Origin of the sequence: Butyrivibrio sp. AE3004, from assembly GCF_000703165.1 — a bacterium.
In the GTDB taxonomy this organism is placed as follows: domain Bacteria; phylum Bacillota; class Clostridia; order Lachnospirales; family Lachnospiraceae; genus Butyrivibrio.
The window spans coordinates 227,936-245,246 of sequence record NZ_JNLQ01000003.1 but is presented as its reverse complement, the minus strand read 5'-3'; the positions used below and the strand labels follow the sequence as shown (position 1 = coordinate 245,246).

At 32.3% G+C, this 17,311-nt stretch carries 16 protein-coding genes; 5 read left to right on the top strand and 11 right to left on the bottom strand.

All coding sequences use genetic code 11. The features are described from left to right. Positions 1-79 precede the first annotated feature (79 nt). From BV60_RS0119875 to BV60_RS0119865, 3 genes are all read right to left on the bottom strand, one after another. Positions 80-1,516: an MATE family efflux transporter gene (locus BV60_RS0119875; RefSeq protein WP_029324571.1), complete on the bottom strand. Its 1,437-nt coding sequence runs from the start codon at positions 1,514-1,516 to the stop codon at positions 80-82. Further along, positions 1,516-2,025 (bottom strand): hypothetical protein, encoded by a 510-nt coding sequence (locus BV60_RS0119870; protein WP_029324569.1) that lies wholly within the window; start codon positions 2,023-2,025, stop codon positions 1,516-1,518. The genes BV60_RS0119875 and BV60_RS0119870 overlap by 1 nt, the downstream gene beginning before the upstream one ends. A 194-nt stretch (positions 2,026-2,219) precedes the next feature. Next, positions 2,220-2,498, bottom strand: a complete 279-nt coding sequence (locus BV60_RS0119865) for an HU family DNA-binding protein (protein WP_029324568.1) — start codon at positions 2,496-2,498, stop codon at positions 2,220-2,222. 402 nt (positions 2,499-2,900) lie between these two features. Here BV60_RS0119865 and BV60_RS23320 point away from each other — a divergent pair, with 402 nt between their 5' ends. After that, positions 2,901-3,053 carry a hypothetical protein gene (locus BV60_RS23320; protein ID WP_156036255.1) on the top strand — a complete coding sequence of 51 codons (153 nt, stop codon included), beginning with the start codon at positions 2,901-2,903 and terminating at the stop codon, positions 3,051-3,053. A gap of 52 nt (positions 3,054-3,105) precedes the next feature. Here BV60_RS23320 and BV60_RS0119855 read toward each other — a convergent pair whose 3' ends face one another. The 3 genes from BV60_RS0119855 to BV60_RS0119845 all read right to left on the bottom strand — a co-directional run bounded on the left by BV60_RS0119855 (position 3,106) and on the right by BV60_RS0119845 (position 5,481). After that, positions 3,106-4,080 carry a tRNA dihydrouridine synthase gene (locus BV60_RS0119855; RefSeq protein ID WP_029324567.1) on the bottom strand — a complete coding sequence of 325 codons (975 nt, stop codon included), beginning with the start codon at positions 4,078-4,080 and terminating at the stop codon, positions 3,106-3,108. A gap of 2 nt (positions 4,081-4,082) precedes the next feature. Next, positions 4,083-4,640 carry a GNAT family N-acetyltransferase gene (locus BV60_RS0119850; RefSeq protein WP_029324565.1) on the bottom strand — a complete coding sequence of 186 codons (558 nt, stop codon included), beginning with the start codon at positions 4,638-4,640 and terminating at the stop codon, positions 4,083-4,085. A 187-nt stretch (positions 4,641-4,827) separates the two neighbouring features. After that, on the bottom strand, positions 4,828-5,481 hold the full coding sequence (locus BV60_RS0119845) for a GDSL-type esterase/lipase family protein (protein WP_029324564.1): 654 nt from the start codon (positions 5,479-5,481) through the stop codon (positions 4,828-4,830). Between the two features lie 300 nt (positions 5,482-5,781). On the opposite strand from BV60_RS0119845, the gene BV60_RS0119840 reads away from it, so the two are divergent. After that, entirely contained in the window at positions 5,782-6,027 is a 246-nt protein-coding gene (locus BV60_RS0119840; protein WP_029324561.1) for a hypothetical protein, read from the top strand. Positions 6,028-6,074: 47 nt separating this feature from the next. Here the strand turns inward: BV60_RS0119840 and BV60_RS0119835 are convergent, their stop codons facing one another. The 3 genes from BV60_RS0119835 to BV60_RS0119825 all read right to left on the bottom strand — a co-directional run bounded on the left by BV60_RS0119835 (position 6,075) and on the right by BV60_RS0119825 (position 9,787). Continuing rightward, entirely contained in the window at positions 6,075-7,304 is a 1,230-nt protein-coding gene (locus BV60_RS0119835; protein ID WP_029324559.1) for a replication initiation protein, read from the bottom strand. 918 nt (positions 7,305-8,222) lie between these two features. After that, the gene (locus BV60_RS0119830) at positions 8,223-9,002 is read right to left on the bottom strand and encodes a hypothetical protein (protein WP_029324557.1); all 780 of its coding nucleotides are present in this window, start codon (positions 9,000-9,002) and stop codon (positions 8,223-8,225) included. Further along, a complete protein-coding gene (locus BV60_RS0119825) occupies positions 8,999-9,787 on the bottom strand; it encodes a ParA family protein (protein ID WP_029324554.1) in 789 nt (262 codons plus the stop codon). Before BV60_RS0119825 ends, BV60_RS0119830 begins: the two co-directional genes overlap by 4 nt. A 1,934-nt stretch (positions 9,788-11,721) precedes the next feature. On the opposite strand from BV60_RS0119825, the gene BV60_RS0119820 reads away from it, so the two are divergent. From BV60_RS0119820 to BV60_RS0119810, 3 genes are all read left to right on the top strand, one after another. Further along, a complete protein-coding gene (locus tag BV60_RS0119820) occupies positions 11,722-12,069 on the top strand; it encodes a hydrogenase maturation nickel metallochaperone HypA/HybF (RefSeq protein WP_029324553.1) in 348 nt (115 codons plus the stop codon). 266 nt (positions 12,070-12,335) lie between these two features. Further along, positions 12,336-12,698, top strand: a complete 363-nt coding sequence (locus BV60_RS0119815; RefSeq protein ID WP_022761203.1) for a response regulator — start codon at positions 12,336-12,338, stop codon at positions 12,696-12,698. Positions 12,699-12,949: 251 nt separating this feature from the next. Next, positions 12,950-13,819, top strand: a complete 870-nt coding sequence (locus BV60_RS0119810) for a methylenetetrahydrofolate reductase (protein ID WP_029324550.1) — start codon at positions 12,950-12,952, stop codon at positions 13,817-13,819. 146 nt (positions 13,820-13,965) lie between these two features. Here BV60_RS0119810 and BV60_RS0119805 read toward each other — a convergent pair whose 3' ends face one another. After that, entirely contained in the window at positions 13,966-15,753 is a 1,788-nt protein-coding gene (locus BV60_RS0119805; protein ID WP_029324549.1) for a methyl-accepting chemotaxis protein, read from the bottom strand. A 13-nt stretch (positions 15,754-15,766) separates the two neighbouring features. Further along, entirely contained in the window at positions 15,767-17,065 is a 1,299-nt protein-coding gene (locus BV60_RS0119800) for an ABC transporter substrate-binding protein (protein WP_029324548.1), read from the bottom strand. Between the last annotated feature and the right edge of the window lie 246 nt (positions 17,066-17,311).

Below are 17,311 nucleotides of genomic sequence, written 5' to 3'. Positions count from 1 at the left end.
TAGATATTATGTACAATTATACTGTGCATAAAAATCGTATCACACAAAAAGCATTTTGTTTATATATCTTCATGGTATTTTATGTTTTCTTAACAATATTCCTTACCCACACACCTTTTTTTACAAGAACAAAACCAATAATACATTTGATCATCTCAAGAGAACATACACATAAATACACTGTCTGAACCGGTATTGCATTATGCCCTGTAAGTAATCTTGATGCAGGAACGCTTACCAGCCAGGAAAAACAACTGTCAAATAAAAATGTAACCATTGTCTTTCCACCGGATCTTAATATGAAGTAAGCCACATTTGCAAAGGCATTCAATGGCATCACAAAAGAAACAACTCTGATAAACTCGGATGCAAGGGTTCTGATTTCAGGCTCAGTATTATAGAACTGAGGAATAATAGGCGCTACACAATACAATAATGTACCCATAACCAAACAACTGGATACACTTAGAGAAGCCATTCTCCATGCATATTTCCTTGCGTTAATATAATGCTCTGCTCCTAACTCCTGCCCTACAACAATTGATGATGAATTCCCAAGGGATAGAAATACTTCATTAAAAATCTGAGCTATTGTATTAGCAATATTCATTGCAGCAATAACCTGAATTCCTCTTATGGAATAACTCTGCAATAAAGCAGCCTGTCCCATACTCCAAAAAAACTCATTTGCCAGCAATGGCAAAGATTTTGACAATATCGGCCAAATAAGTCTGACAGGTACATGAAAATTTTTATACAAACCTGATATAAATGCATAACTCGAATGATTGCTATGCGCTATTGTTATAACTATTCCAAACTCAACAAATCTGGAAATAACAGTAGCTATTGCAGCACCTGCAACACCAAGTTTGGGAAATCCCATATATCCAAAAATAAGAAGTATATTAAATATAAAATTAATAAGCATAGCACACATGCTTGCAATCATTGGTAATGTTGTTTTCCCTGATTCTCTGATCGTACCTGCATAGGTCTGAACTATGCTGAACGGAATAATTCCAATGAGCATTATATGCAAATATTTATTTGCTAATTTCAGCGTTTCCTGTGCCTCTGCAAAGGGAGTATCTGCAGAAATATAAAGATTTATAAGACTATCACCTGCAATCAAAAATATTATTATTGCTAATGTAGTGATAACAAGTGCTACTATAAGTTTGAATCGCATTGTATATCTAACACCTTCAAAGTCTTTTTTTCCAAAAAACTGTGTGCCAAATATACCTGCTCCCGCCAATGCCCCCCACACACAAAGCATGTAAACAAACATCAGTTGATTGACAATCGCTACAGATGACATTGCGAGTGTGCCTACTTGGCCAACCATTACATTATCAAGTAAACCTACTATGTTTGATAATGTATTCTGAATAATCATTGGCAAAACAACAATAGCGACTTTTCTATAAAATTTCGCTTCGCCTATCAGACATTCTTTAAGCGGAAGTTTGACCTTTATAGCCTCCGCCACAGTAATCTCTGCTTTTTTCATTAATTATTTTTTACTCCATTGATCTGTTCTATAGCTTTGTCTGAATATTTTTCCAAAATTCCTGTAAGCTCAGAGTAATCCTCTTCTGTCAGTTTTTCTTTTGCATAATCCTTAAGCCCATCAACATCTTTATTTGAAATATAAGCCTCTACGTCAGGTATATCCTCAATAGTAATATTATCCACAATAATATCTGTAATCCTATCCTTATCTTCTTCTGCCACAGAATCAATCATCTCTCTCACTTCAGAGCTGGACTCACCCGCATATTGTTCAACCGCCTTATCAACCACCTTTTTAGCAACGCTCTTTATTACTTCTTTCTTCGCCTCTTCAATAGCGCTTGTTATTCCATTCTTCTGGGCTTTATCATCGCTTTTTCCGGCTGCAGCGACGCTAATTTCATCCGTATCATTCTTAAACCAGGTATCTTTGCTATAAAGAAAAATACCACCAATAGCTAAAACTACCACAAAAGTAATGATAAATGTTGTAAAAATTCTTTTCATAATAATTCCTCTTTTTTAGAATCAAGTTTGTCTTATACTCGATTTCCCACATAAACATTCTGCATTTCTTTCGAAACGCTATACAACCTGCAGATAAAAATATTTTATAATATAATACATTCTCTTACCCGTTTTCTACTACAAAAAGCCCCGGAATACTTTTTGTACTCCGGGGCTTAAATGCATGTTCTAAATCACTTCTTGTTTACAAGATCCTTCAGAGCCTTACCAGGCTTGAATTTCGGAGCAATAGAAGCAGGAATCTTGATTTCCTCACCTGTCTGAGGATTCTTACCTGTTCTTGCGGCTCTCTTTGATGTTTCGAAAGTACCGAAACCTACAAGTTGAACCTTATCCTTTTTCTTAAGAGTCTTGGAAACAACATCAATAAATGCCTTTACAGCCTTCTCGGAGTCTTTCTTTGAAAGACCTGTTTCCTTAGCAATGGCTTCTACAAGTTCTGTTTTATTCATTTTTATTCCCCCTTTAGATTTTTTTAGAAACTAAGGCAATTCTACCACTACCTATCACCCAAATCAACTTTTTTATACGTTTTTTCGCATTTTATAACCACGTATAGACAACAAGCGCACAGTATATGTGAATACAGCACTGTCAACAAACATTCTACATTTGATAAAACATCCATTTACAAATGAGTATATCGAAATCAGTTCATACGTGCTATTATAAAAATAAGATAATCACTCCACATAAAATATTCGTATAATAGTTTTAATCCCCAAAATTCCTTATATTATTTCTTTTGGGTACTAAGTAATGATTCACAAAATTATTTGTATTCTCAAGTATGCAAACTGTACCTTTTTGGTATTTAATAAACTAATACCAAAATCTATTTTGGAGGGCGTAATATGGCTAATAAAGATCAAAAACAGGAGACTTTACAAGATATACCCACCAGTTCTGAGGAATCAACTAAACAAAAAAAATTGAAAGCTGCTCCTGACGAAGTTTTAGCAAAAGCAATCCATGAGATGCTATTAAAAGATCAAGGCGGAGAATAAATACTTAAGCGCATACCACATCAGCACATCATGATGTGCTGATGCCTTGATGTTATAAATTTCTTATTCTGCATTCATTATATATAACCCTTACAGCATTTCTGTAATCAGCAATATTTTTTGCAGTTCTTATTTTATGAATATACGGATCTGAATCCGTTCCGTCTTCCTTTTCCAGAAGGTTCCCTACATAAAACCATATTTCTTTCATCTTATGCATTATAGATTCATCTGCAAATATCTCATCTTTATAACAATTTTGTAATTCAGTCATAAATTCTTTTAGCTCTTCAAACGTAATATGTTCCCCTGTCTTTATCTCTCTTGCCAATGCTGGATTAGCGACCAATCCTCTTCCTATCATTATTTCGGACAAATTCGGAAATTTTCCTGCTATATCAGCATAATCACCGGCAGAAAATATATTACCATTATATCCTACAGGATTAGTACTATTCTCATATGCCCATTCAAATACTTCCATATCCGGAGTTCCCTGGTACATCTGCTTTCTAACTCTCGGATGAATTATAACCTGTCCGAATGGAAACTTATTTAGCACTGGCAAAATATCTTCAAATTCATGCGAATTTTCAAGCCCCAATCTGGTTTTTACAGTAAACTTTATCTTTTCTGTAATTTCTTCATCAAAAACCCTGGAAAAAATCTCATGCAGCTTATCCGGATTAAGTAGCATCCCTGAACCCTTATTTTTACTTACAACTGTTCCTACAGGACATCCCATATTAAGATTTACTTCCTCATATCCCCTTTCATACAAATCATTTAATGCCCATATTATTTCATCTGCTTCATTTGCCATAATCTGTGGAATAATCCGAATTCCCTTATCTTTATTATTTTCAGGGAGAATTTCTCGCATATCTCTTTTTTTTATAGCATGATGCTTATAAATCGATAAAAATGGTGTGTAATAATAATCAATACCCTCTTTAAAAACTTTATGATGAGCATTCCTATAGCAATATATAGTTATACCTTCCATTGGCGCAAATGTTGTTCTCATTATCAATGTCTCCATAAATTCTTGGACATCATAATTTCATCATGATATGTCCCATCCATCATTTTAAAAGCTTGGGGAATCTGTCCGCACTCAATAAATCCTTTCTTCTTATAAAGTCTTAATGCCCTTGCATTATCCGCAAAAACACTAAGTTCAAGCCTTTCATATCCACAATTGCCTGCCATTTCTATAACCTGATCCAACAGATATGAACCAAGACCCAGATTCCAATATTTTTTTCTTACAACAAGTTCTGCGGATGCTCTGTGTCTTGTTTTAAAAGTAATTCCTACCGGACTGATTGAAGTAATTCCCACTATCATATCTTCATCAAAAATCGCAAGCATTCCTAAATGCTCTGCTCTAAGATAGTTTCCTATTATATCACGCTCTTTATCTACAGAATTATCAATTTCATAAGGATATCTCGTTAAATAAATTGTTTCTCCTGCAACATCTCTTCTAAATGCCAGTATTTTTTCCGCATCTTCTCTTAATACGGTTCTTAGCTTTAGTTCTTTTCCTCCCTTAATCGTGACTTTTTTTTCTTCAATTCTCATGAAAAAACAACCCCCAAAACTACTAAGTATAAGCATATCTTGTGTTATTTAGTGTGCGTTAAGTTGACTCTGTCAGTCATTAAATAAAAGAACACCTCATATTATATTATGCAATAAAAAATCCACAAAGTCGATAACTTCATGGATTTTCTGTATGTTATATTTAGATATAATTATCCTAAAACTCTTATGCAAGATATGCACACACGTAATCATCTGCTTCCTGTCTTTCAGCTGTCAGATCAATACTTCCTAGTATTCCCATAATTTTTTCTGCAAATAACTCGTGTCCCTCTGAAGACATATGCAAACCATCAAAGGACATTTCCAAATCCCATTCGCTCGCATCAGCAAAAAATATTCCGAATTCCTGAGCTATAATATCCAGTTCAGATGAAAGCCTCTTCCTTTGTGCCTCAGCTTCTTCCAGATTCTCATCCATATGAGGAAGAATTTTAGGTGGAGCTATCAACAAAAAACCTGTCTTATTATCAATAAATTCCGTGCGATTTAACTGTCTTTCTATAAAATCTCTCATTTTTGCAGCTACAGTCTCAGCATCAGGAACCGACATATTTACAAGATCATTTGTACCAAGCATTACTGCGAATAAATCCAAAGGACTATATTCTAAAACTGATTTATCTAAGGAAAGAAGAGAATACGGATTATCCGGAATAACTCTACCATTCATTCCATCAGCAAAAACACGCCATTCACCATGCATTTTTTTAGCAATAATATCTGTCCATCTCTCTGATTCCGGAAGGCGACCACCCATCATGCCTCTCGGATCAAATCCGTAGGTGTTTGAATCACCATAAAATAAAACCTTTTTCATTCGTGTCACCTGGCCCTTTCTTTAATTATCATTTTTATACATTCAATATAACACAGAGAGTATGAATAATCTGTGTCTTTATATTTTTTTTATGGAATTAACTCTTTTTTTCGCAATAATTCGCAATTTACACACATTTTGACGCAATAATGATTATTCCTTGCTCGATATATAGTATTTATAAAAATATTATATACTACATATAGGTATTGTATTTTCTGCGCTAATGTGCTAAAGTTTTGACTGTATTTTTTTTACAAATAATTATAGGGGGAAGCGTGACAATCACGCAGAAAGAAAATGACAAAAGATATTAAAATTAGTCTAGACGACGAAAACCAAATCATCAAATTTGTACAAATGAACGCAAAATCATCTTGCCAGGTCGATGTAAGAAGCGGTCACAGTTATATTGATGGCAAATCTATTATCGGTCTGCTTTCACTTAATCTTTTAAAACCATTATATGTATCTGTTATTGGCGACTCTAAAAAAATAACAGCTTTAATTGATGGATATCAGGAATATAATTTAGTTGCAGGTTGATAAAAAAGCGAGTTCATTTGAACTCGCTTTTTTCATAAACAAATAATTTAAAAGTTATCCAATAATTCAGATTCCAGTTCATCATATGAAAAACTACTCTGAACATATTCCCCTATAATCGGTTTAGATGATGCACCTGAAAGTGAATAATTATTTTTTATTGCTGCTATCATCCAGCCAACAAAATTATCCACATGATTGCTCTGTCTTGTATACAGATCATACGCATTCTTTACCTTATCAATATTATAATCAGCAGCTTTAAGAATAGATCTTATTTCCGAAGGTTTTACTCTTTCATCAATAATATCTTGAACTTGATCCATATATTCAAGTTCTTCTGCAGGAGAAACAGTTTTTTCTTTTTGCAAATAAACATTACTGATGTTATTATTATTTTTCACCCTTGGATTAACATCTATCTTAAATCGAATACTTACTACTTTTCCACCACGTCCGGCTTTAACAGGTTCGTAATCAAACCAAATACTGGTCGTTTCATTCAGTTCCTTCTGAGCTTTATCCAACGCAAATTTCTTAAAATTACCGAAAGTCTTCAATTTTCCGGCTCCATCAAGTTTATCAGCCTGACGCTCTATTGCATCATAATCAGGATTTCCCTTTTTAAGTGCACTGATAATCGCCGGATCCGCCTGAGAATCTATTATTCCTAATCGTAATTTTAAGTCCGTTAAATGATACTGAATATAATATGGACCTTCCTTCTTTGTAACTGCGCGTTGCTTATCCATTTCAGCCTTTAATATCTCATATAACCTAAATGAATAAACACTATTGAGCTGAACAGCTTCAGCAAGGCTAAGTACTGTATAATTATTCTGCAAATTTGCCAGAAATGGTGTGATTTTACTATTGTATCTGACATTTAGAACACCATTTTTAAATGAAGCATCCGTTATTACATTTATTGCTTCTATTTCCTTAGTGTCATCATTTGAATAGATAATACGCCAATCCAGTATAGATGGCTTGGATTTAGCCGGTTCTATAGCTGCCTTAATATGTTCATAAAAAGAACCACCTTTTACTCCAAAGATCTTCTTTAAATCTGTACCATATATATTTGCTTCAAGTGTATTATCATCATGATTAAGCTCCGCTTTGGCAATACTTACTGCAAAGAGCTTCTGAACAAGAAGTGTAGATCTACCCTTAGAATTAATTAGTGTATTAGCTTTCTTATAATGCTGATTAGACAAAAAACTTTCAATAGCAGTTGTTTCTTCTTCAATCTGCTTTTTGGATTTACGCCCCAAAACTACCTCCTAAAACCCTTAAGGTCTTTTTTCATACCTTTTTAATACTAACTTATTATAGTTCTATTTTCTCTTACTGTAAACAAATTTCCTCTATTTTATTAATCTTATACCTATTTTGCTATAATAAGTCCCCCAAACATACTAACTTACGATATATAGCTCCTGTTTGATTGTTTTATAGATTGAAACTATGACTGTATGAGTCAACTCTTATATTGACTATCTCAGTATTTTATAAAATTAATCCCTTTTTACTACTTTCTTTACTTCATAATTCCCCAAAAACTACTAAATAAGTCCAAAAATAACCCTATTTTCTACTAACTACCCTTTTTATATCCCTTTTTACTACTAACTAATCAATTATTAATCTACACTTGGTCAATAGAACACTATTTGTTTTTAATCTTTCTGAATATTTTTAATCTTTTTTTATCAAAATATACCTAAATTCTACTAAGTTAAGCTATTATTCTTCCCAAATTCTACTAAGTTATTCTTTTTATGTACCTATTTACTACTAATAAAAAAATATATATCCCCTTTTTCTATCATTTCTTTCATATTTAGTGATATTCCGGTTGGTTCCCAAAAACTACTAATGTTTAGGTCCTAAAAACTACTCAATAAAACCCTTTTTCTATAATACATACCTTATAACTACTAAATAAAATTGTTATATATTCCCTTTTACTACCATCTTTTCCTTTTATTCAACATTTACAGCCCATTTTAATACCCATTTTTCTATCATCTTTATCCTATACCAAAAAGATTCTCTCCCCTTTTACTATTTTTTTTGTCCCTAAAAACTAATAAAAAAAGCTCTGAAACGTGCTATTTTATGCACATTCCAGAGCTTCTAATTAATAAGAAATATGTTGTTAATTAATATAATGTTAACAACAATTGTTGTCATATATTTAATTGTTCCATAAAAGATTTATATTTAAGGTATAGATCTTTGTTTTTCTCAAAATCTTGCTCTATAAGATTACTAATATATTGTTGGTAAGACATTTTGGTAGATTGAGTCATAAAATCAACATAAGAACGTAATTCCCCTAATCTAATATGTAAAACTCCACTACTTTTTTCTTCCGGCATTAAAGGTATGGATTTTTTGTTTCCTGCTTTTGGGGTACGTCTAACTTCATTTGTAGTATTTTCAGCTTGATTTAACATAGTATTGTTATAAGAGGATTGCATAACAGGTGATGCCATTTGATCAGTCATATATATCGGTGTTTGAGCTACTTGCTGTATCGGAATATTGGGAGTTTGTAATTGTGGTGGTACTTGAGTTTGAATCATAGGCATAGGAATATGATCCGGTAAAGGGGAATTAATATAATTTACGCCTGATTGAGTTTGTATTGGCTGTGTAAAATTCTGCATGTCGGGAATATTGTTAACAGGGGAATTTGTAGTACCAATGACAGGCGATGGTGCTACTTGAGCTACTGAAGGCTGTTGCGTTGAGTGTATAAGTTCTTCTGTATGCTGTTCTTCATTTGTCTCTTCGATAATATTTGTAATCGAAGGTGATGATACTGGATTTTCCTCGATTTCTACTATTTTTGTCTCAACATCTTCCCTATTTTCTTCTTCCTTTTTAGAAGTGTCTTCTGCAGGCTGTTCATTAACCATTTTCTGGAAATTTTTAGCCATTGCATTTTTTAAATCTTTTTTCATTTTGACTCTCCTTTCAGGAATTCTTTTACAAAAGCAGCATAATCTTTTGTTGCTCGTGCATTAGGGGCATAATCAAATAATGATTGATTTAGTGTTTGAGATTCTTCTACAGCTACATTCTGGTGTATTTTGGTATCATATACTTTAATTTCGTATTCTTTAGCTAACATTTCAATACCTTCGAGCCATATACTTGCATTATTTGTATTTCTACAATTTGTTACCAAAATTCCAGCTACATCAAGATCAGGATTGTTAAGACGCTCTGACATGACAGAAATCCAAGAAAATAACATATTAGCACCATTTGTTGCAAATGCTTCAGGCATCATAGGAACAACTATTTTATCTGTTATAGCAAGCACATTTTGAGTTATTAGTGCTAATGTAGGGCTACAATCGATAATACAATAATCATACGTCTTTTTTAGCTTTTTTAATGCTCTTTTTAGCATAAATTCTCTTGAAGTAACGCCAGAATAATCTAAATCAGCGGAAGTAAATTCAATTCCTCCTATTATAAGGTCTACATTATCATTTATTGGAATTAAAGTCTCATTTATATCTGCACCGGCTTCACCTTTTTCTGTTTTAAAAACATCAGAAAGTGTTGCTGCAGGAATGTTATATAAATCGATTCCGGCTGCTTGGCTTAAATTTTCCTGCGGATCAGAATCTATCATAAGTACTTTATAGCCCTTTTTAGCAAGGCCAGTAGCTAATGCATATGTTGAAGTGGTTTTTGCTACACCACCTTTTTGATTACAAAATGATATAGTTTTCATGTATTCCTCCCATAATATATAAACAAATGCCATCCTTATTTTATCATTGCTGAAAAGATGTGTAAAGAAAAATATAAATTGATATATAAGTTAAACGATATATATACATAAAAATACGTTATGATAAATATACTAAGTAATAAATGGAGCAATATATAATGAAACAAATAATATAATATACATAAATATAAATATATACATATAATAATATAAATAGATATATAAATGAAAATATAATAAATGTAAAAAATAAAAATATAAAATATTATAAATATAGCAAAATATAAAGATATATAAATCAAAATATAAAGATAATACAAAATATCAATACTTCATTATGTATGACTATAATTGTATATAAATAGAAATATATAACAATATAAAATCACATCAGTTTACAAGCTGAAAATATATAAGCACAACATGATGTGCTTTTGAACATGACACATCAATACATCAATGTTGAATATTAGAACGAAAAATAATACTCTAATGTGACGATGAGTATATAAAATAACATAAATACAACATGATGTATCTTGAGATGAAAAATATTAAAAAATCTTGTTGTATTAGATAGGAAAAAATATATCTCATAACAACATGATGTAATGATATATACTACATGTAGATTTAAATGATGGTTTAAAACTATATATAGAGTTTTAAAAGTAATTCAAAATACCTGAATAATTAACCGGAACAAAGACTATAAAAATTAAAAATTGATGATATGATGACAAATTATCAATAAGTTATAGATGATATAACATATTGATATCATGATGTAATGAAGTCAAAATATGCAAATGATTATTTGGTGTAATGATGTAAGTATAAAAATAAAAAAATATATAATGAAGGGTATATAAAAAGTAAAAATATATATGACATAATTATCCGATGATATCAATATATGATGATATCGATATATAATGATGTATATACTTCATAAGAACAATAAAAAAGATGAAAATGTTATATTAAATTAAATATATCAGATAAACATTATGATAATGTAAAAAAATATATGTTGAGCAATATTGATGATTATATTTATATCAATATCCAAATGAATCATTATCAAAATATATAAAAGATAGATAATACATATATATCATGATAAATATGATACAAATATAATGATACAAGTTGATAATGATAAATTGATAGATTGATAAAAATAAATATAGATGATATAATATGAATAAATATATTTGTAGATTTATAAAGATGTGAAAACATCTAGATGTCTATATATATTTATATATAGATGTGTACATAGTAGATTTTTTGAATGTAGGAGAATAGAAAAAAGCACGGAAAAATCCCAGGAAAAATCCCAGGAAAAATCTTTAGAAATAATCCTGATTTTTTTAGAATTTAAACGAATTTTTTTACTGGTAGTAGATCCTAGACAATAGATCTGTTTATATACAAACTGGAAAAATCAAGAAATATATTCAGATATTTTTGATGTATACAGTATTGACTTCGAAGGTTTAGGAATTAGAACAAGAATATTGAGTTATAAATAATCAAAAAGGTATTGCGCATCATAAAGAGTTAAAGAAAAAGGAATTTAAAAATAATCAGACAAATATAAAAAAATAATAGTATTTTTGTAAAATAAAAAGAACTAATGATAAATTAAGTAGACACCACATGTTATGAATTGATAAAGGCACATAAATTAAGAATATAACTAATATATATAATATAAAATGTATAATATATTAAAATAATGACTAAAATGGTAAATGTGATTATTAAATAACATTAGATACGGTTGATTATATGAAAAAAAGCGCATGCATATAATAATGCTTGAAATCATATAAGGAAGGCATCGAAAAATAATAAAAAATATTGACTAAAATAGTCATTTGTAAATTTATAATATTGTATAATTAACAAATGGAGATTATTCTAAATTGCATGAAATAAGTTATATTATAGATATTGTCAATACAATTACAACGAAAATGGAACAGGATGGAATAAAAAAAGTCAACAAAATTGTAGTGGATGTTGGCGAGATGAGTGGAGTTATACCATATTACCTTCACAAATACTATCCAGATGTAGTAAAAAACACACAATTAGAGCATGCTCAATTAATAACTAATGATATTAAAGTGGAAATTGAGTGCGAAGAATGCAAAACGATATATCATCCGGAAAAGATCTATAGTTATAAGTGTCCAAAGTGTGGAGAAAGAAAAGGAAATTTAATAAGAGGTAAGGGAATACAGATAAAGAACATAGAAATAGAAGAGTAAGGGCATGTTCATAAAAAATGATGACGTGATGATATGATGATAGTATAAAAGAGGATATAGATGTAATAATAATTTGATGTGATGAACCAGGATATATTATAATTTTAGAATTTATTTCGAAACGGAACGAAATTTTATCATTTTTTAATTGTTTGAGCGACGATTTAGGGTTTTTTTTGATGATTTTATGATAAAATAGTAAATGAATTCGAAAGATATACCGGAGCACATTATATAATCCGGAATAGAAAATATGGAGGTTCATAATGGCTAAGAGAGTACTTATTACAGATGATGCCGCTTTTATGCGTATGATGTTGAAAGACATTTTGACAAAGGGTGGTTATGAGATTGCCGGCGAGGCCGAAAATGGTAAGATTGCAATCGACAAGTATAACGAACTTAAGCCTGATCTTGTAACTCTTGATATTACCATGCCGGAGCTTGATGGTATTGGTGCTCTAAAGGGTATAAAGGCTGCAGATCCTAATGCTTGTTGCATTATGTGCTCTGCCATGGGGCAACAGGCAATGGTTATCGAATCTATACAAGCTGGTGCAAAAGACTTTATTGTTAAGCCTTTCCAGGCAGATCGTGTTTTAGAAGCGGTAAAAAAGGCAATAGGATAAAATTAAAATAAATCAATAAAAAAGCACTAATATTTTTTGAGGATGCACCGATATAATTATTAGCAACGGAAAGCAACCTGTTTCCATGGAAGGGAAACGACATGGAAACAGGTTTTTTGTGCCCTTTTTTAGGGCCGTTGCGGTGATCAAAGGATGGATCGCAAGCTTGATAACCATATAGAAAGCTGCCAGGCTGCCCCCTGGCAGCTTTCACGTGTTATAATAATAAAAATAAAAAGGAGGAGTAATGAATGGGAAGCGTTAGAAGTTTATATAAAAAAGGTACTACAGTATTGTCTTGTGAAATCTATCCGCCAAAAAAGGAAGATGAATTTAAGAATATTTATGCGAAACTGGACAAGCTAGCTGCAATAAATGTTGATTTTGTAAGTGTTACGTATGGTGCTGGGGGATCAAATGCAGGTAAAGCCATTGAGATAGCAGATTATGCTAAAAATAAAGCTGGTCTTGAGGTTGTATCACATATTACAAGTGTTGGTTTTACAAAAGAAAAACTGGAAGATGGTCTAAATAGGTTTAAGGATATAGGGATTGATAATATTCTTGTTTTAAGGGGTGATCGGCCTAAGATGATGACAGATGAAGAATTTAATGCAAGAGACTTTTCTCATGCTAGTGATATGGCTGAATTTATTAGGGAAAAAGGTATGGAGTTTACCCTTCTGGGAGCTTGTTATCCTCATAAGCACCCTGAAGCACCATCAGATGAAGCTGATATATATAACACAAAGAAAAAGGTTGATAGCGGTTGTGATGTACTTATTTCGCAATTATTCTTCGAAAATGAGTACTTTTATAGGTTACAGGATAAATTATATGATCTGGGTATAAATGCGCCTATTTCGGCGGGAATAATGCCTGTTACAAGTGCAAAACAATTAGGAACAACTGTAACGTTATCAGGTACAACAGTACCTGAAGAATTATCATCCATTATAGCGAAATATGGAGATAAACCGGAGGAGATGAGAAAATACGGTATTGATTATGCTATCAGGCAGGCTCTCGAATTAAAAGAAAGGGGCGCTGATGGAATTCATTTTTATATAATGAATAAGCCTGATCTTGCGGAAATACTGTTGAAGGAAATGCGCTCATAGAAGAGTAAAAGGTATTTTTTTAAGAATAAGAATTAAATCTTATTTGAAAAAGTACTGAAAAAGACAAAGTCTTAAATAAAAATAATCAAGAATTCGGCTGGTAAGCATATTAAAATGCATACCAGCCGTTATTGAATAAAATGATATTATAGTGAAGAAAACTTTTCTGTTGTTTCGCTTAGCTGTTCTGTAACATCAGTATTTTTAGTAATGGCACTGGATATTTTTTTAATGCCACCAACAATTTCAGTTGAGCTTTCAGCCGACATGGAAATAGCTTTAGAACTTTCCTGAATTGAAGTGGTGATCATTTGTATTGATTCGACCATTTCCTGCATTATATCATTAAGATTATCTGCTTTCTCAGTAAAAGAATTTAGCATATCGTCCATAATATCTGCTGTATGTTCATATTTTTCTCCGGTATCAACGAATTCATCATAATCGCCTAGCACAGTTCCGTTTATAAAATCCAGTGCTTCTTGTGCATTTCTGGCAAGAGAATTTACAGCTTCAGTAACTTCATTACTAATTTCCTGTATAGTACCTGCGGTTTTGCGGCTATTTTCAGCAAGAGCACTTATTTCTGTTGCAACAACAGCAAAGCCTTTCCCGGCCTCTCCGGCACGTGCGGCTTCTATGGAAGCATTCAAAGAAAGTAGATTGGTTTGAGATGCAATATCTAAAATAACACTTGTTAGCTCACTAATCTGTCCAACTTTTTCTGAATCTTTAACAGATTGACTCAGAGTATTGGATAAGCTTGACATTTGATGGCCTGCATCAGCTTTTTTGATGTTTACACGCATCTTTAGTGTATTAGCTTCTTCTTTTATTTTTAGTGCTGTCTCAGTACCGCTTGTTGCTTCATCAGTAATGGCTTGTGCTGCTGACTTAACATCGTCTACTTTTCCGTTAATAGATGAAACAGTCTCTGCTAAAGTTTCCATGTTCGCAGACAGTTCTTCAAGTGCTGCAGAAGTATTAGTAACGTTGTCATCAGCGATACGAAGTTGCGAAGCTACTTCTTCTGAGGAAGCGGTAAGAACCATTGAACCGTTTTTTACGTCTCGCATTATTCCTTGAAGAGTTTCGATAAAGTGATTGATACCCGTTGTTATGTATAATAATTCTGATTTGGTTTTAGTCTTTATTCTGGCAGTTAAATCACCATTTCCCTGTTCAATGTTGGCAATCATGATGTTGACTTCGTCGCTTATAGAACGTATTTTTTTAACAATAGTTTTGTAGCTTACAAGGAAATTTATAGCGATTAGTACGAGAATGATAAGCATTCCTATTATTGCAACAATACGTCCTGATGCAAGGAGTTCATTCATGGTATTGGTTGTTTCGTTAGCTTCGTTGGAAATAGCACGGTCAAGAGCTTTTGTTGAATGAAAAATTGCTATTTTCTGGATTTCTGCTTTATCAAATAGAATAGCATATGCTGAATCCTGGTCACCTGCATCGCAACGTGTAATAGCATTGTCTATTAGATTTGATAACCTGCTATATTGAGATGATATTTCCTGCAGCTGTGATTTTGCTTCTTCATCATTAGAAGCAGTAAAATCCTGGTTTAATTGATTTATATCTGACAAAATAGCAGCTTTGGCTACTTCAATCTGTGGAAGAAGCGCTTCTTTAGTTTCAGCAGCTCCTGCTGAGATATAGCCTGTTGTCTGATCATATAAAGACATAACATCTGATTTTAATATTGCTTCGTGTTGAGTCAGTGTCATCATTGAGTCAAACATATCAATACTGCTTGTTGTCGATTTCTTCATAGATGACATCACAAGATTCATTACTATTACAAAAGAAATAAGCATTAAGAGGTTTAGAAGCATTAATTGAAATAAAATTGAATTAACTTTACTTACGTTGATATTTACAGCCTTGGTAGGTGTTTCTTGTCTGTTATTTCCCATTTTCTTCACCTCCTTACAGTTTTGAATACCAATCGGATGTGATCGTCTTAACTTCGTTAATAAAACTGTCTTTATCTAATTCACCGTTTGCAAATTTAAAAAATGCGAAAGATAAACCATTTTGACCTAGTCCCGCGGGCATTTCCTGCCAATGCCAACTGGATGTTTTGCCTGCTGAAATATAAGAAGAAATAACAGGAGCAAACGGATCTGAAGCAATGTATTTACAATCTGTGAAAGGACTAATGAAACCTGCTTCTTCAACTAGTATTTTTTGGGCAGAATCTTCTGAACACCATTGTAAAAAGGCTTTGGCTTCCTCAACATTTCCTTCTTTAGGAATTGCCCACCAGGATGGTGCACTTGTAAGAATTGTGTCTTGTCCATTCATAAAACAGTAAGGCAGCATTCCGACTTCAAAATTTCCTGCAGTTGCATAATCATCAGCAGCGTCACCGGTCATGGTAGCACCAATCCACGACCCCTGTGTTATAAATGCATATTTACCGCTTGCAAACCCATTTACCTGATCGTCATAGGCGCTTTCTGTTAGAATTGCAGGATCTGAATATTCATTGAACATACTTATCATATCTGCGAAGGCTGAAAATCTTTCATCATCTAATTGACCGCCTTTGTTGAGCAAATCAATAAAGGTAGTATCATTTCGTTGTAATCCGGAATCAAGATATGTACCGAAAATATGATTACCGCTTGACCATCCTACATCATTTGGTTCTGCACAATATGCTATTACTGCAGTTAGACCTAGTTCACTTTTTTTGGAATTAATAGTTTCAAATGCGGTTTTTAAAGAATCAGGATTATTAATATCAGATGGGGTTATTCCGCATTTGGAAAGTATATCTGAATTATATGCGAGTCCAATAGCTTCAGTAGTATAAGGGAATCCAAGTACACCATAAGTTGGATCTATATATGAGGCGTCCGTGCGTTTTGTCCATTCCTGATCGCTAAGATCTGTTAATAAACCTTCCCAATTTGCAAAACCTGATGCTTCGCAGGCTATAATATCAGGCATTTGGTCGGACAGATAATATCCTTTTAAGGTGGCTTGCGCATCAACTCCTGCAGCCACATTGAGTACGTTTACAGGGATACCGGTTTCGCTGGTATATTGTTTTGCTAAGGATTCAATCTGACTACTTACTTCACTTTTTACATTTAATAATGTTAGGGAAGACTGAGGAGTAGCCTCTTCATCAACTGTTTTAGTAGCTGAATTACAACTGACTACAAAAATGGAAAGTGTCAACGCTGAAATTATAGGTAAGAATCGTTTATTTGGCATATTTTCCTATCCTTTCCTGAAATAGATATTGCAAAACATGATGTGTTGATTTTTTAGAACTCCTTTATTGTTATTGTAATCCGGTTCAAAAAAGATGTACCGGATACAAACAGTTATAATTTATTATATGATATGAAGAATATTAAGATATAAAAAAATAATTAAATATAGATAAATTACAATCTATATTTTGTTGACATATAGTTGTTCTGGCTAGTATATCAAGATGACTGGATGTAAATGTAT